22 protein-coding genes and 1 tRNA gene are annotated in these 24,123 nt (G+C 53.3%); 16 read left to right on the forward strand and 7 right to left on the reverse strand.

Features of this window, described 5'->3' with window-relative positions; translation table 11 throughout:
• The first annotated feature begins 10 nt into the window (after positions 1-10).
• On the forward strand, positions 11-799 hold the full coding sequence (locus JE47_RS0105755) for an ABC transporter permease (protein ID WP_031458838.1): 789 nt from the start codon (positions 11-13) through the stop codon (positions 797-799).
• 46 nt (positions 800-845) lie between these two features.
• Here the strand turns inward: JE47_RS0105755 and JE47_RS0105760 are convergent, their stop codons facing one another.
• Positions 846-2,162, reverse strand: a complete 1,317-nt coding sequence (locus JE47_RS0105760; protein ID WP_031458839.1) for a bifunctional folylpolyglutamate synthase/dihydrofolate synthase — start codon at positions 2,160-2,162, stop codon at positions 846-848.
• A gap of 201 nt (positions 2,163-2,363) precedes the next feature.
• On the opposite strand from JE47_RS0105760, the gene JE47_RS0105765 reads away from it, so the two are divergent.
• The 6 genes from JE47_RS0105765 to JE47_RS0105790 all read left to right on the forward strand — a co-directional run bounded on the left by JE47_RS0105765 (position 2,364) and on the right by JE47_RS0105790 (position 9,621).
• A complete protein-coding gene (locus JE47_RS0105765; RefSeq protein ID WP_236631146.1) occupies positions 2,364-3,650 on the forward strand; it encodes a DNA double-strand break repair nuclease NurA in 1,287 nt (428 codons plus the stop codon).
• Positions 3,651-3,653: 3 nt separating this feature from the next.
• Positions 3,654-4,271, forward strand: a complete 618-nt coding sequence (locus JE47_RS0105770) for an HAS-barrel domain-containing protein (protein WP_031458841.1) — start codon at positions 3,654-3,656, stop codon at positions 4,269-4,271.
• 170 nt (positions 4,272-4,441) lie between these two features.
• On the forward strand, positions 4,442-5,470 hold the full coding sequence (locus tag JE47_RS0105775) for an LLM class F420-dependent oxidoreductase (RefSeq protein WP_031458842.1): 1,029 nt from the start codon (positions 4,442-4,444) through the stop codon (positions 5,468-5,470).
• 3 nt (positions 5,471-5,473) lie between these two features.
• Positions 5,474-6,616: a pyridoxal phosphate-dependent aminotransferase gene (locus JE47_RS0105780; RefSeq protein ID WP_031458843.1), complete on the forward strand. Its 1,143-nt coding sequence runs from the start codon at positions 5,474-5,476 to the stop codon at positions 6,614-6,616.
• 186 nt (positions 6,617-6,802) lie between these two features.
• Positions 6,803-7,702, forward strand: a complete 900-nt coding sequence (locus JE47_RS0105785) for a sortase (RefSeq protein WP_031458844.1) — start codon at positions 6,803-6,805, stop codon at positions 7,700-7,702.
• A gap of 14 nt (positions 7,703-7,716) precedes the next feature.
• Positions 7,717-9,621 (forward strand): DUF11 domain-containing protein, encoded by a 1,905-nt coding sequence (locus JE47_RS0105790; RefSeq protein WP_031458845.1) that lies wholly within the window; start codon positions 7,717-7,719, stop codon positions 9,619-9,621.
• A gap of 121 nt (positions 9,622-9,742) precedes the next feature.
• Here the strand turns inward: JE47_RS0105790 and JE47_RS0105795 are convergent, their stop codons facing one another.
• On the reverse strand, positions 9,743-10,180 hold the full coding sequence (locus JE47_RS0105795; RefSeq protein WP_031458846.1) for a phage holin family protein: 438 nt from the start codon (positions 10,178-10,180) through the stop codon (positions 9,743-9,745).
• Between the two features lie 103 nt (positions 10,181-10,283).
• On the opposite strand from JE47_RS0105795, the gene JE47_RS0105800 reads away from it, so the two are divergent.
• The 6 genes from JE47_RS0105800 to JE47_RS21540 all read left to right on the forward strand — a co-directional run bounded on the left by JE47_RS0105800 (position 10,284) and on the right by JE47_RS21540 (position 15,733).
• Positions 10,284-11,093, forward strand: a complete 810-nt coding sequence (locus JE47_RS0105800; protein ID WP_081909995.1) for a class I SAM-dependent methyltransferase — start codon at positions 10,284-10,286, stop codon at positions 11,091-11,093.
• Between the two features lie 40 nt (positions 11,094-11,133).
• Positions 11,134-12,618 (forward strand): UDP-2,3-diacylglucosamine diphosphatase, encoded by a 1,485-nt coding sequence (locus tag JE47_RS0105805; protein ID WP_031458848.1) that lies wholly within the window; start codon positions 11,134-11,136, stop codon positions 12,616-12,618.
• Between the two features lie 62 nt (positions 12,619-12,680).
• Positions 12,681-13,028, forward strand: a complete 348-nt coding sequence (locus JE47_RS0105810; RefSeq protein ID WP_031458849.1) for a Trm112 family protein — start codon at positions 12,681-12,683, stop codon at positions 13,026-13,028.
• A gap of 95 nt (positions 13,029-13,123) precedes the next feature.
• A complete protein-coding gene (gene trpB / locus JE47_RS0105815) occupies positions 13,124-14,314 on the forward strand; it encodes a tryptophan synthase subunit beta (protein ID WP_031458850.1) in 1,191 nt (396 codons plus the stop codon).
• Positions 14,315-14,664: 350 nt separating this feature from the next.
• A complete protein-coding gene (locus JE47_RS0105820) occupies positions 14,665-15,576 on the forward strand; it encodes a diacylglycerol/lipid kinase family protein (RefSeq protein WP_031458851.1) in 912 nt (303 codons plus the stop codon).
• Positions 15,577-15,638: 62 nt separating this feature from the next.
• Positions 15,639-15,733, forward strand: a tRNA-Sec gene (locus JE47_RS21540).
• A gap of 259 nt (positions 15,734-15,992) precedes the next feature.
• On the opposite strand, the gene JE47_RS0105825 is transcribed toward JE47_RS21540, so the two are convergent.
• The 3 genes from JE47_RS0105825 to JE47_RS0105835 all read right to left on the reverse strand — a co-directional run bounded on the left by JE47_RS0105825 (position 15,993) and on the right by JE47_RS0105835 (position 18,715).
• Positions 15,993-16,271, reverse strand: coding sequence for a hypothetical protein (locus JE47_RS0105825; RefSeq protein ID WP_031458852.1), 279 nt, complete (start codon positions 16,269-16,271; stop codon positions 15,993-15,995).
• A gap of 32 nt (positions 16,272-16,303) precedes the next feature.
• The gene (locus JE47_RS0105830; RefSeq protein WP_031458853.1) at positions 16,304-17,011 is read right to left on the reverse strand and encodes a hypothetical protein; all 708 of its coding nucleotides are present in this window, start codon (positions 17,009-17,011) and stop codon (positions 16,304-16,306) included.
• Between the two features lie 195 nt (positions 17,012-17,206).
• Positions 17,207-18,715, reverse strand: coding sequence for a M1 family metallopeptidase (locus JE47_RS0105835; RefSeq protein ID WP_031458854.1), 1,509 nt, complete (start codon positions 18,713-18,715; stop codon positions 17,207-17,209).
• Between the two features lie 103 nt (positions 18,716-18,818).
• On the opposite strand from JE47_RS0105835, the gene JE47_RS0105840 reads away from it, so the two are divergent.
• The 3 genes from JE47_RS0105840 to JE47_RS0105850 are packed head-to-tail and all read left to right on the forward strand — an operon-like array spanning position 18,819 to position 21,672.
• Complete coding sequence (locus JE47_RS0105840; RefSeq protein ID WP_031458855.1) at positions 18,819-19,775, forward strand: hypothetical protein; 957 nt, start codon at positions 18,819-18,821, stop codon at positions 19,773-19,775.
• Positions 19,776-19,802: 27 nt separating this feature from the next.
• On the forward strand, positions 19,803-21,044 hold the full coding sequence (locus JE47_RS0105845; protein WP_051871075.1) for a sensor histidine kinase: 1,242 nt from the start codon (positions 19,803-19,805) through the stop codon (positions 21,042-21,044).
• Positions 21,019-21,672 (forward strand): response regulator, encoded by a 654-nt coding sequence (locus JE47_RS0105850; RefSeq protein WP_031458857.1) that lies wholly within the window; start codon positions 21,019-21,021, stop codon positions 21,670-21,672. Before JE47_RS0105845 ends, JE47_RS0105850 begins: the two co-directional genes overlap by 26 nt.
• Before the next feature lie 146 nt (positions 21,673-21,818).
• On the opposite strand, the gene JE47_RS0105855 is transcribed toward JE47_RS0105850, so the two are convergent.
• Both JE47_RS0105855 and JE47_RS0105860 read right to left on the reverse strand, forming a co-directional pair.
• Positions 21,819-22,673 (reverse strand): site-specific DNA-methyltransferase, encoded by an 855-nt coding sequence (locus JE47_RS0105855; protein ID WP_051871076.1) that lies wholly within the window; start codon positions 22,671-22,673, stop codon positions 21,819-21,821.
• Positions 22,674-23,004: 331 nt separating this feature from the next.
• Positions 23,005-23,925, reverse strand: a complete 921-nt coding sequence (locus JE47_RS0105860; protein ID WP_031458859.1) for a DUF1338 domain-containing protein — start codon at positions 23,923-23,925, stop codon at positions 23,005-23,007.
• Between the last annotated feature and the right edge of the window lie 198 nt (positions 23,926-24,123).

Below are 24,123 nucleotides of genomic sequence, written 5' to 3' on the forward strand. Positions count from 1 at the left end.
GAGTTCCCTTATGCTCCGTTATCTTCGTCTGCTTGCTCTTTTTGTTCACAATAGTTTGCAGATTACCCTTGAGTATCGGGTCAACTTCGTGACTGCGCTCGTTCAGAGCATTGTCTGGCTCCTTTGGGGTGTGCTTGGAATCCTGGTCTTCTTTCAATTTACCGGTACCCTCGGTGGTTGGACCTTCCCGCAGGCACTGTTAGTTGTGGGTTTGTTCCGCATCTTTGAAGGGTTGCTTGACGGTATCATGCGGCCAAACATTACCAGAATTGTTGAGCACATCCAGAAAGGAACGCTCGATTTTGTACTGGTCAAGCCGGTTGACAGCCAGTTCATGGCTTCGTTACGCCAGATCAATCTGTTTGTATTTCCTGATATTCTGGTCGGGTTTGGCCTGATCGGCTACGGTATTTGGATGGGCCAGTTCTGGCCAACACCACTCCAGATGATCTCCTTTCTCTTTTTGCTCATCTGCGGTGTCGTCATGGCATATGCGATCTGGATGCTGCTGGTGACAAGTGCATTCTGGTTAGTACAGGTTGAAAATATCGCCGAACTCCTTACCATCATCTATGAAACCGGTCGTTTCCCGGTGACGGCTTACAACTGGTGGATTCGTCTAGTGTTGACCTTTATCATTCCCATCGCCTTTCTGACCACGTTTCCGGCTGCTGCACTCATTGGGTTGCTCGATCCATTGTATCTGCTATTAGCGCCAATGATGGCCGGTCTGCTCTTGCTAGCTGCTCGCGCCTTTTGGCGCGTTGGTTTGCGTTCGTATACCAGCGCTTCATCATAGGCTGACAACGATGAGCCAGTCTCCGAATACGACATTGTTTTTCCGGTTAATCGGCTACCGCTAAACCCAACGCCTCGCGGGCCGCGCCTGCGACGAACAGTGAACCGGTAACGCAAATCAGATCATCTGCTGTTGCCAGCTCCTGGGCTTTGGCCAATGCCTCAGCCACAACTGGAACAATCTGGATCGGTGCCGAGGAAAACGGCGCCACCTCAGCAGCAATGCGGTCAAGGTCCATTGCTTTAGGATGACTTGATCGCGTAATGATCACGTGTGATGCATGGGGGACCAATGCAGCCGCGATGGCGGTAATGTCTTTGTCGCGGGAAGTACCAAGCACCAGAATAAATCGGCGGTGTGGCAGTTCTTCGGTAATTGCCTGCCACAGCTTCTGCGCCGAATCGCCGTTGTGCGCGCCATCGATGAGAATCCGTGGTGGCCCTGCGATCAACTCGAAGCGTCCAGGCCACCAGGCTTCAGCCAGGCCGCGCCGTATTGCCTGATCATCAATCGCCAGCCCCTGCTGCCGTAGCAGCAGCGCAGTGCCCATTGCCAGCCGGGCGTTCTCGCGCTGGAAAGCGCCACGCAAACGACCCGGTTGGGGAGCCGCCGGGTAAGCTAGCGGCTGACCAGTCGCGATCCAGGGTTCAACAGCATGCTCGGCAGCCAACCAGAGCGGCGCATTCACCGTCTGTGCTTCAGCAGCAAACACTGCGGCTGCATCAGGGTGTTGTGGTACGGTGATTGCTGGTACTCCTGTGCGCATAATGCCGGCCTTGTTGAACGCAATATCGTGCAGGGTTGGCCCCAGAATAGCCATATGGTCGAAACTAATTGACGAGATTACCGAAACGAGAGGTGTTATGGTAGCGGCAGCGTCGTAACGACCACCTAACCCCACTTCAACCACTGCCAGATCAACCCGTGCTGCCGCAAAATGGCGCATCGCGATCACAAAGCCAACGTCGAAGGTGCTGGGCCGTCCATACGTAGTGGCATCAAACGCCTCTACAACCGGTCGAACTTCATTGACCAGATCGATCAGCGTTGCCTGAGAGATTGGCTCGCGGTCAATCTGGATTCGTTCGCGGTATGAACTGAGATGGGGTGAAGTCCATAGACCAACCCGCAAGCCAGCAGCGCGAGCCATTGCTTCGATCAAGGCGCAGGTGCTACCTTTCCCCTTTGTACCGGCTACGACGACGGCGGCCAGATGTTGGTGGGGATTACCGGCATCGGCCAGCAATGCCGTGATCCGCGCCAGGGCACGAGCTGCAATAGCCGGATCGGGTGATCCCTGGCGGGTAGGATCGATAAAGCTGTAGATGTAATCGAGTGCTGCCTGATATGACTGAATCTGCATAGCTGAAACTTCCGCCGTGTGCTGTTCTAAAGCGGACTAATCCGCCTCTTGCGTGTATTGGCTTATCATACCATTGATAGGGCTTTCAAAGTTTCCGGTTTTCGGTTGGGCGAGATACTCCTTTCTCGCCCGCCGTGGGAGTGGAAAGAGGCTGGGGAGAAGGTGAAGAGGACCAGGCGCACAGTGCAGCACAGGCACCGTATGTACGAGCAGATTGACGAACCGTATGAGATCGTCTATACTCAACGACACGAACGGATGAGCGAAGGGGTGAATATGAGCCTGAATCTCGCTGCATTGAGTGAACAGATTCGCACCATGAGCCAGCAAGTGGCGCTTACCGTTCGTCAACGCGATGAGCAGCTTGCGCAGCTTCGCCAACGTTATCTGGATGAAACCGGTCGTGAGCAATATTGGGCAAAAGCTGTTGAGTTAAGTAAAGATTCTGCGCACTGGCTGTTGGCCGAGCCGATTGAACCGCTAAATACTGTTCGCGATCTTGGTGATATACCTACCGACTATGCAGTTGTCGCGACCGATGGCTCGCATATTGATGTTGATCGACACGGTGAGGTCAATTGCTATCTGATCAACATCGGTCAAGTCTACATCCGGTATGGTGATCAGCCGGAAGCGTACCTCGAATCGTCACCCCAGCTCTATTTCACGGAAGCGGATCTGTACATTGCCAATGAGACACAGCGCATCCCGATTGAGGGGGCCTTGCTGAGTATACGGCGTGACATCGAGGAAGGGGTTGCCCTGGGTCGTTTAGCCGGACAATACCTTGCTCGGCTTACTATTCCCCGGCTGGCATTGCAAGATGGTACCCTGATCCGTTGGGCACTGGCAAATGCCGAACCGCCGATCCGTGATCACTATTTGCGCCAATACCTGGCCTATCTGGAGCAGATGCAGCAGTACGGAATCCCGGTTGCTTCATACATTAGTCGGACTCGTTCGCCGGAAGTGATGGGATTAGTGCGGCTCATGCTCTGTCCTGATGTGAATGTTGATGGCCAGCGTGGTGCGAATTGTATGCAATGTAGCGATGCCAAGCGTGGTAAAATCCCATCGTGTATGATCTGTCAAAATCTGATTGATGCCGATCTCTTCGCACCACGTTTACAAGAAGGTCAGCGTGGCCCTCTATTTCGCTCGTTCAGTCGGATCAGCATTGAAGGGTATGAACATCACCAGATTCACTTTTTCTTTCTCCGTATTGGCCGTGAACTGGCACGGGTCGAGATGCCGGCGTGGGTAGCGACGAACCCGCAGTTGGTTGACCACGTTCACGCACTAGTGTATGATCAGGCGGCACGTGGGCAGGGCTATCCGGTGGCATTGCAACGGGCGCACGAACAGGCGGTGATTCGGAGTCCTGAACGGCGTGTCTTTGAACAAATGGTTGCTGGTGCATTGCGTCAGGCCGAACTATCTCCTGGTTTCTCGGCAAAGCGTGAGAGTAAACAGTTCGTGCAAGGGTAGCGTATGACTTCAGGAGCGCAGAACGGTCGGATAGGCGAGGTACTCGAATCTTCGACTACCCATTTCGTTGCTGCTTCGTATAAGGTACTCGAATCACCACCATTCGGCGCGTTGGTACGGGCAACAACGACCGATCAATCGTTGGTAGTCTACGGTCTGGTGTACAATATCCACACCGGCAGCCGTGAACCAGGTGGACGGGCAGTGGTGCGCGGTCGGACATACACGGGTCGGCTGCTCTACGACGACGAGATTTATCGTGCGCATCCCGATCTTGGTGAGGTGCTCCAGACGGAATTTGCTGCGTTGACGGTTGGTTATCGGCACAATGGTCGCTTGATGCAGCGGTTGCCACCACAACCGCCGCCGGTACATTATTCGGTCTATGCCTGTAGCGACGAAGAATTGGTTACATTTGGTGAACATCTGGATTTTCTGCGCACCCTCTTGCTGACGTCTGGGTTGCCAACCGATGAGTTGCTTACGGCAGCGGTACGAACTATCGCGATGGCGCGACGTGATGGCCCAACCTATCTGATACGTGTGGGGCGCGAGCTGGCCCGTCTGTTGAAAGATGATTATGACCGGTTGACGGCCCTGCTCTCCCGGCTCCGCCCCTGATGTTGAGAGCCTGGGCATGTATCCACCGACAGTAGCTTGCTGTTCATCTCTTCTCAGAGACGATGAAGTAGTGTGGTATAAGGTGTAGAGTTCCTGTAAAGTTCGATGATAATCTTGTTGCACAAAGGCTGAGATTGATTGCCTGCTGTGCCGAAGATTGGAGAGCGTGCATGCTCCTTCTTGACGCTGCGTTTCAGGTTAACGCTAATCCGCTACCCAGTGCTGCTGTTGTAGCGCGGAGTGCTGAAGACATCGGCTTTGCCGCGTTATGGGCGCCAGAGACAGCCCATAACCCGTTTCTGGCTTTAACCATTGCTGCCGAGCATACGCATCATCTGACCATCGGCACAGCGGTAGCCATTGCATTTCCGCGTAGCCCAATGGTCACTGCCCAGATTGCGTGGGATTTGGCCGGTTTCAGTGGTGGACGTTTTATCCTGGGGCTGGGTACTCAGGTGAAGGCGCATATCGAGCGTCGGTTTAGTAGTGTGTGGGACTCACCGGTCGGACGACTCCGTGATTATATCGGCGCTTTACGGGCCATCTGGCGCTGCTGGCAGACCGGCGAGAAACTCGATTACCGTGGTCAATATTACCAGCATACCTTAATGACACCGTTCTTCAGCCCTGGTCCTATCGCGCACCCTGAGATTCCGATCTATATTGCCGGTGTCAATACCGGTCTTGCCCATTTGGCCGGTGAGGTTTGCGATGGTTTTCATGCTCACCCGCTGAGTAGTGCCCGCTACTTGCGGGAAGTGCTGCGACCGCACATTGCTGCTGGTGCCGCAGCAGCCGGTAGAGAACCATCAGCCTGTGTGATTGCCGGTAGTGCATTGGTCATTACCGGTCACGACACAAAAGAACGTGAACGAATGCGTGCATTCGTCCGGCAACAAATTGCGTTCTACGCTTCCACGCCAACCTATCGCGCTGTGCTGGAATGCCATGGTTGGGGCGAATTGGGTGAAGAGTTGTCACGGTTAGCCGCTCAGCAGCGTTGGGCCGAGATGAGCAACCTGATCGATGATACGATGGTGGCAACGTTTGCCGTGGAAGCCGATCCCGCCGATTTACCGGCAGCGTTGCGTGAACGCTATGAGGGATTGTTGGATCGCGTAGCCCTGTATATGCCATTCATTCCGGGTGAGCGTGATGCGTTCTGGCGTCATCTCACTACTTCGCTTAATGGTCGGTAAGCGATGCCTGGTGTCTTCTCACAGCTTGACTTGACGCCAAACCGGTTGACATTAGCGCGAGATGCACGGGCGGCACAGGGTGATTTGATCGATCTGACCAGCAGTAATCCGACGACGCAGGGTCTGATCTTTCCTGCCGAAATTCTGGCTGCTGCCGCTGCTTCCTACTGGTCTACACGTTGCTATCATCCGGATCCGCACGGTGATCTGGCAGCACGCACGGCAGTGGTTGAATACTACGCACGTCGTTCGCCGCCGCTCGTGCTTCAGCCTGACGACGTATTTCTGACGGCCAGTACGAGTGAAGCTTATAGTTTGCTTTTCGCTCTGCTGGCCGATCCCGGTGATAATCTGCTCGTGCCAAACGTTACCTACCCGCTCTTTGAATACCTCGCAGCACTGCGTAACCTTGAACTACGTTTTTACCAGCTTGATGAAGAACGAAACTGGCGGATTAATGCCCGGTCGCTACGCCGTGCAGTCGATGAACGCACACGGGCGATTATCATTGTCTCGCCGCATAATCCTACCGGAGCAATTGTAGATGCTCCACTGGCAACCCTTGATTTATTGGGTATACCGGTCATCTGTGATGAGGTGTTTGCCCCGTTTACGTATGCGGTATCGGACACACCGCCGTTGGCTGCTCTGCATCCTGATCTGCCGCTGTTTACCTTGAACGGTATCTCAAAACTCTTTGCTTTACCTGATCTCAAATTGGGCTGGATCGTTCTCAACCGACCGGCACGAGTCTTTGCCCCACGTCTTGAATTGTTGAACGATACTTTGTTAGGCGCTAATGCCTTAAGTCAGCATCTCTTACCAACCTTGTTTGCGCAGGGTGAAACCTTTGTGCGTATGATGGTTGATCGAGTACGGGCCAATCTGACCCTGGCTCTGCAACGATTTGCCGATCATCCACGCATTCATGCTCGACCACCCGCCGGTGGGTATTATCTCTTTCCGGCTATTGATGGGTGGGCTGATGAAGAGCGACTGGTGCTCTATCTCCTCGAACGGGGCGTGTTTGTGCATCCAGGCTACTTCTATGGCGAGGTTCCCGGTTGTCATATTATGCTATCGGCACTGACTGAACCGACAACCTTTGCCGTCGGTGTCGAACGTCTCTATGCGGCACTGATTTAGAGTTGTTCATATCACGACAAGCGCATTAGTGTTGTCTTTTTTACTATCCCACTTCATTTTACACCTGGCAGTAGGAGAACTTCGTTTGTAGCTCATTCTATCGGTCAGACTATTGCAGAGGGTTGTATCGTCGTGTATAATTCTTGCAATTGGCTTGCCGGTACAGGCTTCAGAAACAGCAAAGCAATGACCACTTTTCCGCAGCACCGTGCTTCAAGTCGACGGTCGTCACCGACACCGGTACCACCTACCGGCGATCACGAATTGCTGCAACAATTACTTCTACACGATCTCCCAGCCCGACGCGATCCACTCCGTCCGATACAGCTGCGCTCGCACGCCGCGTATCGCCGAGATGCACTGCAAGGTTTTCTAGTGCGTACCTGGGTTGATCGCGTCTTGTTCATCGCCGAGCTAACCCTCTTCGGCGCAATGATCATCGTTTTTGCCTACTGGCTGATCGATGGCTACGGACGTGATTGGTGGCGGGCATGGTGGGGGTCTGCCTCACCATCGGGTATAGTTGTCACCACACCGGTCGTTATACCGACACCGGTTTCACCGCCAGCAGCAGCTCCGCATCTCCCGGCATTGCCCTTTACCGCACCCGAATTGGTGGTTGAGCCAGCCGATTATCTTGCGCCGCAAACGCATATTCAACCTCTCCCCAAAACAGATCCGCGACCGCAACGGCTACGTATTCCGGCTATTCAACTCGATACACCAGTGTATGAGGTTTTTGTCGTAGATGGTGCCTGGCAGGTCGCAGAATATGCTGCTGGCTACCATCATGGCACAGCTCTGCCTGGTCATACCGGCAATACCGTGTTGTCCGGTCATGCCGGATTACGTGGCGCGGTATTTCGTGATCTTCCAGCACTCAAGATCGGTGATGAGATATTTCTAGAGACGGGTGGCTGGTCATATCGCTATCGTGTGCGCGACATGCGCAATGTCTGGCCTACACAGGTTGAAGTGATGGATCCGACACCAACGCCTGTGCTTACGCTGATTACCTGTACCAACTGGGATACGCAGCGCCTGATCGTCATCGCCGATCTGATCGATTCGCGTCCGCGCAGTTGAGGCGAGGGGTCTGTATGCCGCCAAAATCTTCACCTTCAGCTCAGTTTCCTTCCGGTCGAGGCCGTGGGCCAGCACCCTGGACGATCTGGGAGCTGATGGCGATTGCAGTAAGTATTTTGATGATTGTTGTTCCACTCGTTGTAGAAGGACTGAACTGGATTCAACCGCCAATTGCGCCTGCGCAGGGGTTGATGGAAGCTACTGGGCCAACGATTGAGCTAGAACAGCGTCCGCCCACATTTACACCGGCACCGACAAATACGCCGACATCTGGGACAGCGACCCCAGTTACGCCGACACCGGTCACGCCGACGGCTGATACGCCGACGCCGGTCACACCGACGGCTGATACGCCGACGCCAGTTACACCGACACCGGTCACACCGACGGCTGTCACCCCTACACCGGTTACAACAACGCCGATTCCAACGTTTACTCCCTCGCCGACACCGGGCGCGACTCGGGTTACGAAAGTTGCCTCACTCACAACGGTGAGTATTGGTCAAGAATTCAGCTATAGTCTGTCGGTTACAACCCAGAGTGATACTCCAATCACCCTCACCTTGCGCGATGTACTGGATTCTAATCTGGAGCTTTTGAGTGCTTCGGCGTTTGGTGGTAGCTGTTCTACCGGTCAAACAGTTGTCTGTACGCTAACTGTAAGCAGGTTTAATCCCGCTTCGGTAACTCTGCAAGTGCGGGTACGACCGTCTGCTAGCGAAGGATCTAATATTCCTAATCAGGCTGTACTGGAACAGGGGAGCCAGCAAGTTGGGGTCTCTAATGTAGTTACAGTGCGGGTGTTGGGGAGTGTTCCTCCTACCGCGCAGATTACGAATACTCCGACCCAGGTTGAAACTGATACTCCAACCCCGGTCACACCAATAGTAGTGACGGTAACACCTATAACGACCGTTACGCCAGTAGCAACTAATACTCCGGTTGCTTCACCTGTACCATCTACACCACGACCGACATCGCCGCCTCAACCACGCCCGCCTGAACCGCCACCGCCTCCAACTGCGCCGCTACCAGCTCCGACCGAACCACCGGTCGTCTTACCAACGGAGCCACCGCTGCCAACGCTGGTGGTGACAGTTGCGCCTCGGCCAACAGCGACACCACGACCTCGACCTCCAGCGTCACCGACTAGAACTCCGACGCCGGAGGCTTCGCCGACTCCAACCGAGCCACCAGCACCGGCTGTCTTCGGGGAGAGTGATCTGCTCTTGCGGCTGACAAGTGATTGGGGGAGCGCCTATGCCGATCAAGACATTGTCTTTACCATCGTGCTGGGAAATACTCATCCGGCTCAGACAGTAAGTGCCGTGAATGTACGTAGTGTGATGCCTTCTAACCTGCGCATTCTGAGTGCAAGTGCGAGTCGTGGTTCCGATCCGACCATCAATGGCCAGACGGTTACCTACGTCGCGCCCGATCTGGCGCCTGGTGAGCGGATTGAAATCAATATTGCGACCCGCATCCGTCCGAATGTGGCAACCGGTACCTTGCTGGTGGTGCAGGCCCAGGCGACCTATCGTGAGCTGAATCGACCGGTTTTCTCGAACATCAGTACGGTGCTGGTGGTGGGAGAGCAGCAGGCTGCGACCGCGACCGCAACCCTTGCACCGGTCGTCAGTCCAACCTTCACGACGACGGCTGTGCCTGTCACGGCTACACTGACTCTTTCACCTGTTGCTACTGCTACGGCAACGTCCTCTGTGGTGTTGGGTAGTGGTTCTTCAGCGACCGCTACTGCTACGCCATCAGCAACTGTGGTGGTGGTAGGTGGTCAGACCGGTGGAACAGCACCGTTACCAAACACGAGTGCCGGAATTCCATTCCTTGGTGTGCTGCTGCTTGGCGCAACCTTGCTAACGCGCACGATCCGTCTGCATCGTGCCCGCGAGCGAATCTGATAGCGACGGCTGCGTTTGTACCGTACCATTTGCCCCTCTTCCCTCTTACTTTGGGTTGAGGGGCGAAGGTGAAGGTTTGAGGAACAATACGTTACCGCTCGAACTGCTCCAGGTTAGACATTTATTCACGAGGCCGACGCTCAACCACGATCCGAACCTGAACATCACCGGCAAGGTATTGCAGCGTCGTGCTGACCAGCGAGATGACCAGTCCACCGAAGAAAGCCGGCCAGAACCCATTCACCACGAACGCAATCCCCAATTGATCGGCCAGCGCAGAAGTCAAGCCCAGTAGCAGGGCATTGATAATCAGCCCAAACAGACCGAGTGTCAAGATGACCAGCGGACAGGTGAGCAGGTAGAGTAATGGGCGCAACAAGGCATTGAGAAAGCCAAAGAGGAGAGCAACGATCCCAATTTGCCACCCCGGCCCGCTGAACTCTATGCCCGGCACAATCCAGACCGCAGCAAAGATTGCGAGTGAGTAGATTAGCCAGCGCAAGAACAGACGGCTAAGCTCGTGCCGTACTCGAGTTGAAGGTGAAGGAGTTGAAGACATTGACTACTCCTTAAACATGACCGCGGATACCCCGACGACTCGCTCTTCTTTGGTGAGTATGATACTATACGACGCGGGATCGCTTGAGCGAGCGACTGTCACTATGATTGACGAACAAACAATGACAAAAGTTGACCAGAGCGCATTATTTGCCCGCGTTGAACAGAGTGCGCGGGCAGATGGGAAAGAAGCCTATTTTCGATTACACCGCTACCGTTTCGCGGCAATGCTGCAAGCGATGGGGCCAGCCAATGGTGCTCGCGTCCTTGAAGTTGGCGTCACGCCGGGTCAATTTACCGAACTCCTCGTCGGCGCCGGTTTTCAGGTCAGCGGAGCTGATCTTGATCCATTCACCCGCAAAGCCCTCTGGGATCGATTGGGGGTAGAGGTACGCCAGGTACATCTCGAACGTGAGCCACTGCCTTACCCCGATGCTAGCTTTGATTGGGTCGTCTTCTCAGAGGTGATCGAGCACATGGTCTATTCACCATTGCCGATCTTGCGCGAGTTTTATCGTGTGTTGCGTCCAGGCGGTCGGTTGCTCGTGACCACACCGAATGAACTCTATTTGAAAAGTCGAGCGCGTGCCATTCTCCGAATGCTGCTCTGGCAGAGCCTGAGTACACCTGAAGAGTTTCGTCACCAGATGTTGCTAGAAGGCGAGGCGCGCTACACAACCCACAGTCGTACCTATACAATGGCCGAATTGACCTGGCTGATCGAACGGGCAGGGTTTCGGATCCTGACCAAACGATTCGAGGCGCCATGGGAACGAGTGGGTCTTGAAGCAGGTCGGCTGTTGCGGACACCTCATCGGGTGTTAGCAAAAGCACTCTTTTTTGCCTTGACGATGGCTATTCCGCCAACACGCTCGATGCTACTGGTTGTTGGTCAGAAAAATCAGGAAATGTGACGGAACACAACTCCTTGACTACACGAAACAGGACCTATTCATGCTTCGTCGTTCCAACGTTCGCCAATCGAAGCAACGATTTAACGCTAGTGTCAACATTCTTATGAAGGTTGTCAGTTGGATCCTGCGTTTGCTATTGCGATTGGCGGTCGCGATCACCTTGTTACTTCTACTGCGCTGGATTGTCTTGCGCATCCGTCGCGTACAAATTCGACCCACGCCATATACGACCCCTCCGATAGGTCCTGAGTCAATCGATGTCCGTCGACGTCGCATTGTTATCAGCGATTTGCATCTGGGTGCTGGCGATCGTAAAGACGATTTTTGCGACGATGAAGCGTTGATCGCGTTTCTCGATCACTATGTCAGTCGTGAACCGACCGAATTAATCCTAGCCGGTGACACCTTTGAATTTTTGCAGGTCAGTTTGCCCGATGTCGCCGATGATGAATGGACACCGCGTGCAGCAGCGCGTCGCTTACAGGCTATCATCGCCGCTCATGCTGGCGTAATCGACGCATTACGCCGCTTTGTGCAGCAGGAAGGTAACCAATTAACCATCCTGATCGGCAATCACGATTTTGAACTGCACTATCCAACGGCGAAAGCGGTCTTACGTGAGGCACTTAATCTTGCAACTGACGATCATCGCTTGCGTTTTGGCATCAGCTATCACGGTGGCGGCGTGTATATCGTCCATGGCAACCAATTTGATCGGTGGAATCGCTTCATCAACTTTGCCAGTATCAGTGAGCCGTTTGAAGTGGTGCGTGGGACGCAGCTTGTCAAAGAGGTGATCAACGAACTCGAAGAGGATCGCTTTCCACTAGCGCCGCTGATCGACAACATTAAGCCGTCTTCGGCTTTCTTTTGGTACTTGATGAGCTTACAACGATTGCGTGACCCGGATGCACGTCGTTTTGTTACCCGTGGTATTGTTGGCTTCTTGCAAGTAACTGCGTGGGCGCCACCTCATCATCTCTCCAGTGAACCAGATGAATGGCTCAGGAACTCACCACTGAAGGTACTTTGGCAACCGATTGCAACGTTTCGTCGCCAGCGTGTTGCCCGACATCAGGCAATTGCCCGTCAATTTGGTGCTGTGGCTGAAGCCGTCGATAATCTACCAGAAGTTGTTGACCAGGTACGCGATGAAGCACGTCGCCAGGCCAGTCGTGAAGTGTCAGCATTCAACGATGAAATAGCACGGGAGATGGCTCTGCTGGCCCAGCAACCATCGTACCGTGCCGATCGACTTTTTGTCTGTGGGCATACGCATCTGGCGCGCGTTATTAAGCTCGATCACAACCGTGTATATATTAATACCGGTACCTGGACTGATATTGTTTTCGATGTCGAAACAATGCGTCGTCCAACCCAACGCTATCCGTTCCTGGAAATTATCAACGACGCCGACGGTATCCCGCATGGTCAATTGCTGGTCTGGTATGGGCCTGACCAACCACCACGAGTGTGGGTTGAAGAAGAACCTTCGCGGCAACGTAAACAAAGTCGTGTACAATAAGGGCAAGTGTGCAAGCGTTCTACCATCGTCGCGAAAAAGGTTAGCAAAAGGAGGAACAAGCTATGAAAAAGGTGCTGCGCATCCTCGGCATTGCAGCAGTGATCGGGTTAGCAATTGCCATCTTCCGAGCTGTTCGTCAGTATCAGGAAGATAGTGTTTTCGACCTCACACCGGCCACTAACAGCAATACCAATACCAGTGGGCAACGTGGCAGCATTAGCCCAGAGCTACTCAGTATGCTGGCCGATCCTGGTGATAAGGGGCCAGTCGAGTTGATGGTTGATGCCAACGGCAAGGAGTGGTTGGTCAACCGGCGGAATGGGTATCGCTATCCGATTGAAGATGGCATCCCGATCATGCTGCTTGAAGAGGGTGAGAAGAACAAAGACGAGAGTCTGATCCAGAAGTAAGCCCGGCTCGACGAGATACTGACAGGTTGAGATACGCATTGGGTGGGAGTGTAAGGGGGTGCGTTTTCAACGCGCCCTGGCTAGAAAGTTGAACCATGCACGAGGTTGCTTCACGACCGGGGCGTTTTGGCCCTTACGGTGGGCGGTACGTTCCTGAAACACTGATGCCGGCAGTTAGTGCGCTTGAAGCGGCGTATGAAGAGGCAAAGGCCGATCCGAACTTTTGGGCCGAATTGACGAATCTGCACCGCACGTACACCGGTCGTCCAACACCACTAAGCTTAGCCGCTCGCCTGACTGCGCATTGCGGTGGTGCACAGATTTATCTCAAACGCGAAGACCTGGCCCATACCGGCGCCCACAAGATCAATAATGCCCTCGGTCAGGGGTTATTGGCGAAACGGATGGGAAAACGGCGCGTCATCGCCGAGACCGGGGCCGGTCAGCATGGCGTTGCCACTGCGACCGTCTGTGCTCTGCTAGGGCTTGAGTGTGTCGTCTATATGGGTGTGGACGATATGGCTCGCCAACGGCCAAACGTCTTTCGTATGCGTCTGCTAGGCGCAGAAGTACGAGGCGTCAGTAGCGGTTCACGCACGCTCAAAGATGCGATTAACGAAGCTATGCGCGACTGGGTTACCAATCCCGATAGCTACTATCTCCTCGGTTCAGCGCTCGGCCCGCACCCCTACCCGACGATGGTGCGCGACTTTCAGCGGATTATTGGTCTGGAAGCACGCGAGCAGATCCTGGCCGCTACCGGGCGCTTACCAGATGTCGTGGTGGCCTGTGTTGGTGGCGGCTCGAATGCGATTGGCATCTTTCACCCATTCCTCGAAGACCATAGCGTAGCCCTGCGTGGTGTGGAAGCCGGTGGCAAAGGTGATCGCCTCGGTGAGCATGCCGCCCGCTTTCGCGCAGCAACACCCGGTGTTTTGCAGGGTACCTACTCGTATGTCTTGCAAGACGAAGCTGGTCAAATTGCACTGACCCATTCGGTCAGCGCAGGTCTCGACTACGCCAGTATTGGTCCTGAACATGCCTGGCTACACGACAGTGGACGTGCAACGTACACAGCGGCCAGTGATGATGAAGCACTAGCAGCGTTTCAGTTGTTGGCCCGGCTTGAAGGTATTATTCCGGCGCTGGAAAGTGCTCACGCGGTTGCTGAAGCGGTGCGTCTGGCGCCAACAATGCGACCTGACCAGATCATTCTGGTCAATCTCTCTGGACGCGGCGATAAAGACATTTTCACCGTCGCCGATCTATTAGGGGTTTCAATCTAACGTCGGTGCTGGGTGACCCTGTTCGGATCGGGTAAGTGGGTAAGGAGCGCCAGTTGTAGTTGCTGCAACATGTTACACGGTGGGCAAGCATTTCTGCCTCGCCTGGTAGTCGGTGGTTGTTTTTGTATACGATCAGCAGGCTCTTATCGTGGGCGGGTCAGTAATTGCCCCGCCTGGTGCGATGACATATGATCGTCAGGAACTCCTATATAGCGCTCCTTGCCCAGCATCGTGTTGCACATGCACCTGAACGACGGTGGATGGGTAGTAGTTTATCAGAGAGCATTCCGCTCTGAATCCATCTCAATATTTCGCAATCGTTTCTTTTGAATATGCGCGGGGCGGCGCGTATGACAACAGTCATTCTTAATCCGGCAGCGGGACGTGGTTTGGCCGGTCGGCGGCGGCGTATCATTGAAGCCGAACTGCGTAAACACAATCTCGAGTACGAACTGTTTACAACTCACGCCCGTGGTGGTGCTACCGAGCTGGCGATCCAGGCAATCAATCGGGGAAACACCCGAATCATAGCCGTAGGGGGCGATGGCACGATCAATGAGGTTGTCAACGGTATTCTCCAGGCGGGTAAGCGGGTGCCGGTGACCTTGGGCATCGTCCCACTTGGCACAGGGAGTGATTTTATCAAATCGTTCCCCAGCTTTAAACAGAACGACATCGTGGGCGCTGTGCAACGCATTGTTGCTAACCAGACGCGGTCGATTGATGTTGGGCGGATTCGTGTCAGAGCCGGACGCTTGACCCTGACTCGCTACTTTATAAACGGTCTCGGTATGGGTCTCGACGCGGCAGTTGCCGTCGAGAGCCTTAAAATTCCCCTCTTACGCGGCTTTGCCGTCTACCTGATCGCATCACTTCGTGCACTGGCAACGTATCGTCCTGGTCCAATGACGGTGCGTTTTGATGGTCGGCAGATCAGTCGCCAACTCTTCTTTGCCAGTGTCGGTAATGGTCGTTGTCAGGGAGGAGGGTTTTGGATAACCCCCGATGCACAACTTGATGATGGTTTACTCGATCTCTGTATGGTCGATACAATGCCAATCTCCCGTGCGTTACGTAAGATACCCCTCCTGATGCGCGGTGTACATACCAATGAACCGGAGGTTATGATGACACGTGCACGCCGAATTGAAGTCACCTGCTCGACCCCGATCCCAGTTGCGACCGATGGTGAGGTCATCGCGACTGCTGCCCAGCGCGTTGACGTTGAAGTATTGCCTGCGGCTGTGAACTTGTTGGTATGACCCATCCGCTGTCTCAGGTACCAGAGTTGACAATCTGTACGGCTCTCTCTACAATCTCGATTGAGAGCGCATATGGCCCGGTGGCTGTCACGGTCTTCAAAACCGTTGGGCGGAGTGACGAACTGCGCCGGTGGGTTCGACTCCCACGCGCTCTCGAAAGCGTGAGAGAGACAAGCGATCTCTACCGCAGAATTTTGCTTTTGAACAGGGTGCGATAGGGGTGCTGTAATTTCTCTACAGATAGCTCTTGCTAGAAATCGTTCGAGCAACGAGCTGTAGTCGCTCAATGTTCCTACCATCATTCTCCTACCGGTTGTCAAAATGTACTGATGTTGCTGTTGACGCACCTTCTGACCTAGTAGGAAGTTCTCTACGGCATCTCGTATAACGTTTAGATACGTAACGAGTGTTATACTTCACGACCTCTGAACGTTCTGTATTGGAGTACCATCGTATGGTTTTACAGTCATGCCTACACGCATGACCGGCAAGCCCGTACCACTCTTTTCATTTGGTGAAAAGTTGCCCTTGATTTCTCGTCCTTCACTGAGGGCGAGTTTCTCTTTATTGTCGGTTGTGGATTTTATAAATTTTTGTTTTTCTAGAACCAGCAGTGTTTCAAGCCAAAACACATTTTCCAGAACTGTCCTGAAATACGTGAAATCTTCGCATTCCGGAGGAGTGAACATATTCATACTGCCCTTACTTCACCAATACGGCGGCACTGTCAATTGATTTCACCATTTCCATCTGTGGTCAATGGAAGAGTATCCCCGAAGAGATAGCGATTGGCTGCCTGCACGGTTGTAGTATCACCCTGGTAAATAGCATTCAGGTCAGGAACGATGAGGCGCCCTAGCCCAACGTCTACATTGAGCCAGGCTGGTGCCTGTTCCAACCGTGCGCGCCCGATCTGGGCGAGCAACTGATCGCCGAAGTAATTTATCGGATATAACCTTGAGATATTGCCGTTCAAGACCTGCTCAACCGTCGGTGGATAGTGGAGCGTCGCCAGACACCCGTAGTGCGTCGGGAGCATCTCAACAGCGATGGTAACGGCATTGAGTACTTCGCGTGCGTGCTGTTCCGTGCGGTCAGGGTCGGCATGAAAAAAGATATCCCTCCATACAAACAGCGTCCAGGTGATAACGTCCGGTGTGGGTTGCGCGAGGTGCAACGCGAAGGAAAACGATGCCCGCCACAGATTGAGAATGCGACGACGGCGCGAAAAATCACAGGCGTGCCGGATTGCTGCATCGATCTCCGTTTCGGTGTACAGGATATTGGTCGGTGCCGAGATGGGATACGGAATCCCACGAGTCAAGGTATATCCGATACTTGTGTAGCGGTTGACCAACGCGCGGAATAGTCCACTGGTGCAAATGGAGGGTTGTACGGTACTGTATGCGATAAAGTCAAGTGTGTCGTTGTCCATAACGGCCTACTCTGTTGTTTTGATGATGAAACCTGCTTTCTTCTACCAGCCCGGTCGCCATCTTTATCAGGGTGTTGATGGCACGCAGTTGAACCTGTGGTACACAAATAAACACTTCCTAAAATACTCCTACAATGGAAAGAATCAGCAAGAAATATCACAGAACTGCCGTGAAGGAGATCTTCACCCACTCCTCTACGGCATAGGCACTTCCGCCGCCGTTATCACCCAGTCGTGAAACAGATCGTCTAGCTCACATGCACACGCCTGCTCGGCGGCACGTAGCAAATCAGGTCCTGCTATTTCGCGGAAGCTGTTGGTCGTCACATATTCCTGTAAAAAGCGATCAAACGCTGTTTCGCCGATGCGTTGGCGTAACGCATGGAAAAAGAGTGCCCCTTTCGCATACACAACCGGTACGTAACGACCATTATGTAGCGCTGCCGGTGGTGTCGCTAGCGGTGCATCACCGCCACGTTCACGCAGACGACGGTACGTGGCGCGAAAGGCATCGAGTTCGGCCTGAGCCTGTGCTGGTCTGTCAGTCATCTGGTAGTAGAGAATCTGACTGTAGCTCGCCAGGCCTTCATCAAGCCATGCCTCGCCTTGGGCATCGTTCCCCACCAATCCGTACCACCATTGATGACTGATTTCGTGCACGATGGTTGTCTCTAACAACTGATCATCACGACGGTAGAGGCGCTGCTCGATCAGCACCACACCCGGATATTCCATGCCGTAGAACTGCGTTAACGCGGCCTGAATGATCTCGAATTCGTTGTAGGGGTATGCGCCGAAACGTTGGTTGAAAGCGCGTAATGCTCTGGCGGCGATTTCCAGGCTCTGAGCGCCGGCTGCTTTATCACCTGGTTGGACATAGCTCACCACGCGAATACCATCAACTTCGGTGTACATTTGCTCCAGTCCTTGCAGCGCAGCCAAGTAGAACTCTCGCTGAGGGCCGCTGACGAAGCGCGCAATCTGACGTTGTTCGGATGTTTGGTGATGTTCGATGCGCGTGCCGCTACTTACCAGATGCCAGTCAGTCGGTGCGTCTACAACGACATCGTAGAGCGCAATTGCGCTCACCGTGAAGTCGCCACGTGCTTCAATCGGGCGCGTATCCCAGCCGATGCCTGGAATGTAGCGGGCGAGCAAAGGGTAACTAGAGGCAATTGACCAGACTCCGACTTCCATATTGTAGGCGCCAAAGCTGCGCTGACTGGCATTGCGCGGGGTACGGGCGATGAAGGTCATTGAGGCTGTTACGCTGTGACCGGGCCGCAGTGCTTGCGGCAGGATTAGCCCGATCAGCGTATCGCCATGAAGTGTGCGTGACGGTACAGGAATACCATCAATGTGAGCCGAAGTGACATCAAGCCGTCCACCGAAGTCAGGGTGGTTTGGGTAGAGATGAAACCAGATGGTATCAAACGCAACGTCGCTGTGGTTGGTCAGGTACACGCTCAGTTCGCCACGAAGCTGTGGCCCTGCGGGATCGAGGGAGAGATGAAGCGTATAACGATCCCATGCTTCATACAGCACAGCATCAACATAGTCTGACCGCATCGCGGCAGTTTGTTTCGCGATAAAGGGATCAAATGTCGTGCTAGCCGATGGTGGATCAGTGTGAAAGATACCAACCGGCGCGAGTAGTGAGAGGCTACTGAGTGTTACAATGAGAAACAGCAATAGTCGGATCATACTAGCATCTTATCACAACCTGGCTGCTTTGATGAGTGGATATAGCCTCCTGCGCCGTGGCACCATACATTGAGCCGCAGTCTTGTCGAGAGAGGAACCACCAATGCTTGATTGGCTGTTCAATAGGAGAGAGCGAAGTGAACCACCTGATCGGTCGCCGATTATGCGCGGTGATCGACCCGGATCGCCAATCGCTCTCCGAGTGGCTATGATCGTGCACGATCCGTCGATCCCTGAGCGGGGCGGTTTACCGTTGAGTCGGGTGATGGGCTGGAACGATGCCGAAATGCTGGCTCAGCAGTACATTACTGATTTGCGGGCGTGTTCGGGAGGAATCGCCGATTACCGGATTGTATTGCGGCGGGTGTTTGATGAGTTTCCGGTCAAAATCGATGGTTTTCGCTACAATAGTGCAACTTACCTGGCGGCATGGGAACGACGACAACCGTTTCATCAGCCCGATGAAGCCGATTACGAGCGATTGCTGGCCGAAATCGGTCTTACTGAAGCGATTGAACAGGGCGAGATTGACGAAATCTGGCTATTTGGCTTTCCCTACGCCGGTTACTACGAGAGTCGGATGGTTGGGATTGATGCGTTCTGGTGCAATGCGCCACCACTGTTTCTACCGACGGCCCGCCGCTACATCGTGATGGGTTTTAACGTCGAACGCGACGTTGGTTGTATGCTAGAGAATTTTGGTCATCGGGTCGAGTCAATTATGGCGCATGTGTACCGGCATCATCCGCCAGAACGGAATCTTTGGGCACGATTCACGCGGCTTGACGAGTGCGGAAATGTGCATTTTGCGCCGTCAAGCGCTCGCGACTACGATTGGGGGAACCCACGCCGTGTCTGGTCACGGGCCGATGCCTGGTACGCCTTTCCCGACCTGAGTGCACCACCGCGTCTGATGCACTGTACCGAATGGGGCGCTGGCGATATGCGGCTACACCATCTCTGGTGGCTCGACCATCTGCCCAGAGTGGCCGGTGAGACTGACGGCGTATTGAACAACTGGTGGTATTACGTCTTGCAACCGTGGGCGGTACCATTGTAGATGGTTATGAGGCTGAAGAAGAACGCCATGAAGGTAGTCCATCAGGAACCGGTTGTTGTTGCCCGTAGCCAGCAGACCTTGATGATCGCGGCGTATGCGGTGATCAGTGTAGCGCTCGTCGATTTTACCCTTTTTCATGTTCACTTACCACCACTGCGTTTCTACCCTGTCATCCTGCTCTTAAGTCTGTTGCTGGTGTTGAATGCAGTCTGGAACGGATTGCAGCAGCGGTTGGGTGAACTGGCGGCGAATCAGCTCTTTTTCAGTCTGAGCACCGTCATTTTTCTGATCGTGAATTATTTGGGTCTCGATGAAGGCTGGACGTTTTTGCCATTTTTGCTCTTTGTGATTGCCTCGCAGGCGGTTGTTGGGCTGGGCATACGATACGGACTCGGTCTCAGCGGATTACTTCTTCTTAGTTGGAGTGGTGTCCTCTGGTTACGAGGGATGCCACCAGCGTTGATTGTGGCTCAGATACCATCTATTGCATTAGGCTTGATCTTTACGCTCGTTTTTTCAATAGTACTGACCCGTCTCAGTGAACAGATGGTGCGTACTGAACGATTGGCGACTGAATTACAGGCAGCCAATGAAGCATTAGCTGCCGCCCGTGAACGCGAACTGGCATTAGCTGTGGCCGAAGAGCGAGTACGGCTGGCCCACGAAATCCACGATGGTTTGGGTCATCATCTCACCGCTTTATATGTCCAGTTGCAAGCGGCTACTCGACTGCTCGACCGCGATCCAGAGCGGGCAGCACAGGCGCTAAACCTCTGTCGCGAAGAAGCTCAGGCAGCATTACGAGAAGTGCGGCAGAGTGTCGCGATAATGCGCAATAATCCGGTTGCCGGTCAACCTTTACCGGCGGTCATTGCCGGGTTAGTGCGTAATTTCAGTCGCGCATCTTCGCTCCAGATCAGCTTTATTCAGGAGGGTGAAGTCGGCGATATTGATCCGGCAACAGCCATGACCCTCTTCCGAGCTGTGCAAGAGGGTCTTACCAATGCTCAAAAACATGCCCAGGCTACAACGGTAGCGGTGCGGTTGATTGCTACTGCCGATAAAATCCACCTCGAAGTGATCAACGACGGCCCACCTGCACCGCCAGTTGCCGAAACTGGCTTTGGGTTAGCCGGATTACGTGAACGAGCTACCCGGTTAGGCGGAGAGATGCAAGCCGAACCGCAGCCCACAGGCGGCTTTCGGCTTGTTATCACATTGCCTCGCTCAGGAGGAACAGTTCATGATCCGCATTCTGTTAGTCGATGACCAGACGTTAGTACGGCAGGGCATTCAGACCTTACTCGACCTCGAAGACGATCTGACGGTGGTTGGTACAGCCGCTAATGGTCAACAAGCCATCGAACTCGTGGCCCGTTTACAACCAGATGTGGTACTCATGGATGTGCGGATGCCGTTGATGGACGGGGTGACTGCGACACGGGTGATTAACGAACGTTGGCCGCACATTGGCGTTATCATCTTGACAACCTTTGACGATGATGAGTTTGTGATCGAGGGTTTGAAAGCTGGTGCGCGCGGATATATGCTCAAAGATGCTGATTGCAGCGAGATTGTTGCAGCAGTGCGTATTGTTGCGCGTGGCGAAGCACTGATTCAGCCAAGCATTACTCGCAAAGTATTGGCCGAATTTACCCGTCTGGCTGCCACTAGACCCACGACCGCCTCATCGGCTTTAGCTGAACCATTGACTGAACGCGAAATGGATGTCTTACGTGGGATTGCCGCCGGGCATTCCAATCGCGAGATTGCCGAACATCTCTGCATCAGTGAGGGTACCGTGAAAAATTATGTCTCCAGCCTGCTCGCCAAACTAGCGGTGCGTAATCGGATGCAAGCGATTATTCGGGCGCGTGAATTGGGGTTAATCTTGTGATCCAGATCACTGATTGAGAATGATACTTTATGAAGATAGATGAATATACGCTAAAAACGCATCACATAGAGTATAAAAGTCATCTAGCTTACCGAAAGCACTTTTATCTTGGATTCTGACCTGCAAGTCTGATAATGTTCCTTCACTCATCGAATAGATTTCCTTCGTTCAGCATTCTCAAAATCGTATTGGATCCATTTCTCAATTGGCCAATCTTCGACCAGCTCGACACGACGGACAGCCCATTGGCAATATTCAAGCGAAATATCACATCCCTTCCAGCGCCGTTGCAGTTGTTCCGCCACCACAGCAGTCGTTCCAGAACCAAGAAATGGATCAACGATGACATCACCAATGTTGGACGAAGCCAGAACCAGCTTGCGGAGAAGCTCTTCGGGTTTTTGGGTAGGATGTGGTGTTTTCTCGTGCATACCGTTGCAGGTTGTCGGTATTTCCAAAACATCTTTGGGTTTGGCACCTCGTGGATGCGGCTGCCACATCTGATGACGTCGTCTACCTCTACTGTACTGGCTGGTCTCGGCTTGTGGGTGTTCGGGATACTTTAATGTATGATTCCCATAAGGAATGCGAATATCATCAATATTGAATGTGAATTGTCGATCCTTTCTAAAATGGAGAATACTTTCGTGTGAACGCCCCCAGTCTCTGCCAAGGTTTGCTTTATTTTTGTAGTGCCATATCAGCCAGCGGCATCCTCTGAAGAAGCGAGATGCGGGTAGTTTCAGATCGGCAATAATTTCAGAGAATCCACAAATATACAGGGTACCAGTTGGTTTCAGCACACGAGCCGCTTCAGCAATCCATTGCAATGACCATTCAACATACGCAGCTTGCGATTCGAATGTATCCCATGCAGCTTTTTGGATGTTGTATGGCGGATCGGCAAAGATCATATCCACCGACTCGGTTTCCAGTGACCGCAGCCAGGCAATAGCGTCTCCAATCCATATCTCGCCATGAGGATGTGAGTAATAAAGCATAGGTCTTTCAGGAACGATGCAATCTTTTTCAACGTCAAAAATTTCTCCTTTGAGTATTTGTTGACCGAAAAAAGTAGGAATTTCTTTGTTACGGATATACGATCCAGAGATTTCTTTCACTTCAGAGGGTGGAGAAATCTGATCATGAAATTCTTCCATACGCTTTATCATATCTCCTTAATGAGAATGTTTTAGAGAGTTGAAAGTGTATCGAGTGTATAATGTAGCAAAGAGGTCTTTGACTGTCAAGAATGAGATGCTCTCGTCAGGTACTTCGTGAAGCAATTATCATAACAGGGCGAAGCATGCTTCGCCCCGTCGATCTCTGCATCTAACCGACTCGTTTCGCCGTTTGTGTGCTGTAGGTACTCTCGAAGATTTTATCGGCGTTCCCAGCCTCAAACCCTTCACGACGATGTTCACGGCGCAGTTCGTGTGGAGGGAGATGGGCAAATTCATCGAGTGGTCGCCGTTCGGCAAATTCGACATACGAACCGGCAATCTGATGCCGTTCGCCACCGGCAAACTCGGCCCAGATCATTTCAGCGACTGTGCTCGACTGGAGTAATTTCCCATCAGGACTAACTTTGATCTTCCCGCCAGCATCGTTAAGCTTAAAACCATGCCGCTCGAGGAAGGCATTGAAATCGGCAATCGTGTTATATCCGGTTGGGAGGTTGTGAACGGTGATAGTGAAATGATTGAGATAATAGCGATTATAAATCACCCATGCGGCGTACTCACTCTCGGCGGCCAGGCGCTGATAGTCGGCCCAGGTTGGTAATCGCCAGAGCGGACGATGGAGGAAATCGTCAACCTGAGCAGCGTCGTTTAAGTCAAGGGTGTCAACCGGATCGGCGGTAACTTCATCCGTATAGCTACGAATGATGGATGCTGCTTCTGGTGAGAGATCATTCACCCGCAATTCAGAGATGAAGATACGCGGCAGATCGGGACGTGGTGGATGATACCAGAATGCGTCGAGCTTTTTGGCCGGGAAGTGGTAGCGATCACGACGTTCGTAGCCGTAGTGCAGAAATATCTTTTCCAGAGAGCGAATCCCCAAGTGTGGTACGCCCATGGTACGGAAAGCAATATGATCGTTCTCGATCTGGTCAGGCGTTGCGATAATCCCCTCGGCAACCATCGCATGGGCAATCGCGGTGACGTCTGGAACCCGTTCGCGGTAACGGCGCATTAAACCTTCCAGGACTTGCTCGAAGATTTGGATACGGTCAGTAGTTGTTGTCATAGTTCCTCACATGTATTGTGCACCACGCCAGCGTGGTGTCATACCGGCGTCTCTATCATACTCGACAAACGGGCGATCATGGGATACGCCAGAAGTTGGATTTGGTTGCAGGTAGAGCTTTTAAGGATTTTCGCCCTGGGTGCGCGGGCCGCTGGCCGACGACGTGTGCGCCGTGTGAGCGCCGTCGGTGTTCTGGGT

The organism is Chloroflexus sp. MS-G (genome assembly GCF_000735195.1).
GTDB lineage: Bacteria > Chloroflexota > Chloroflexia > Chloroflexales > Chloroflexaceae > Chloroflexus.

Excerpts from the sequence above, each read along its gene's own strand:
- JE47_RS0105755 (WP_031458838.1), top strand. The coding sequence starts at position 11 with ATGCTCCGTTATCTTCGTCTGCTTGCTCTTTTTGTTCACAATAGTTTG.
- JE47_RS0105760 (WP_031458839.1), bottom strand. The coding sequence starts at position 2,162 with ATGCAGATTCAGTCATATCAGGCAGCACTCGATTACATCTACAGCTTT.
- JE47_RS0105765 (WP_236631146.1), top strand. The coding sequence starts at position 2,364 with ATGTACGAGCAGATTGACGAACCGTATGAGATCGTCTATACTCAACGA.
- JE47_RS0105770 (WP_031458841.1), top strand. The coding sequence starts at position 3,654 with ATGACTTCAGGAGCGCAGAACGGTCGGATAGGCGAGGTACTCGAATCT.
- JE47_RS0105775 (WP_031458842.1), top strand. The coding sequence starts at position 4,442 with ATGCTCCTTCTTGACGCTGCGTTTCAGGTTAACGCTAATCCGCTACCC.
- JE47_RS0105780 (WP_031458843.1), top strand. The coding sequence starts at position 5,474 with ATGCCTGGTGTCTTCTCACAGCTTGACTTGACGCCAAACCGGTTGACA.
- JE47_RS0105785 (WP_031458844.1), top strand. The coding sequence starts at position 6,803 with ATGACCACTTTTCCGCAGCACCGTGCTTCAAGTCGACGGTCGTCACCG.
- JE47_RS0105790 (WP_031458845.1), top strand. The coding sequence starts at position 7,717 with ATGCCGCCAAAATCTTCACCTTCAGCTCAGTTTCCTTCCGGTCGAGGC.
- JE47_RS0105795 (WP_031458846.1), bottom strand. The coding sequence starts at position 10,180 with ATGTCTTCAACTCCTTCACCTTCAACTCGAGTACGGCACGAGCTTAGC.
- JE47_RS0105800 (WP_081909995.1), top strand. The coding sequence starts at position 10,284 with ATGATTGACGAACAAACAATGACAAAAGTTGACCAGAGCGCATTATTT.
- JE47_RS0105805 (WP_031458848.1), top strand. The coding sequence starts at position 11,134 with ATGCTTCGTCGTTCCAACGTTCGCCAATCGAAGCAACGATTTAACGCT.
- JE47_RS0105810 (WP_031458849.1), top strand. The coding sequence starts at position 12,681 with ATGAAAAAGGTGCTGCGCATCCTCGGCATTGCAGCAGTGATCGGGTTA.
- trpB (WP_031458850.1), top strand. The coding sequence starts at position 13,124 with ATGCACGAGGTTGCTTCACGACCGGGGCGTTTTGGCCCTTACGGTGGG.
- JE47_RS0105820 (WP_031458851.1), top strand. The coding sequence starts at position 14,665 with ATGACAACAGTCATTCTTAATCCGGCAGCGGGACGTGGTTTGGCCGGT.
- JE47_RS0105825 (WP_031458852.1), bottom strand. The coding sequence starts at position 16,271 with ATGAATATGTTCACTCCTCCGGAATGCGAAGATTTCACGTATTTCAGG.
- JE47_RS0105830 (WP_031458853.1), bottom strand. The coding sequence starts at position 17,011 with ATGGACAACGACACACTTGACTTTATCGCATACAGTACCGTACAACCC.
- JE47_RS0105835 (WP_031458854.1), bottom strand. The coding sequence starts at position 18,715 with ATGATCCGACTATTGCTGTTTCTCATTGTAACACTCAGTAGCCTCTCA.
- JE47_RS0105840 (WP_031458855.1), top strand. The coding sequence starts at position 18,819 with ATGCTTGATTGGCTGTTCAATAGGAGAGAGCGAAGTGAACCACCTGAT.
- JE47_RS0105845 (WP_051871075.1), top strand. The coding sequence starts at position 19,803 with ATGAAGGTAGTCCATCAGGAACCGGTTGTTGTTGCCCGTAGCCAGCAG.
- JE47_RS0105850 (WP_031458857.1), top strand. The coding sequence starts at position 21,019 with ATGATCCGCATTCTGTTAGTCGATGACCAGACGTTAGTACGGCAGGGC.
- JE47_RS0105855 (WP_051871076.1), bottom strand. The coding sequence starts at position 22,673 with ATGCTTTATTACTCACATCCTCATGGCGAGATATGGATTGGAGACGCT.
- JE47_RS0105860 (WP_031458859.1), bottom strand. The coding sequence starts at position 23,925 with ATGACAACAACTACTGACCGTATCCAAATCTTCGAGCAAGTCCTGGAA.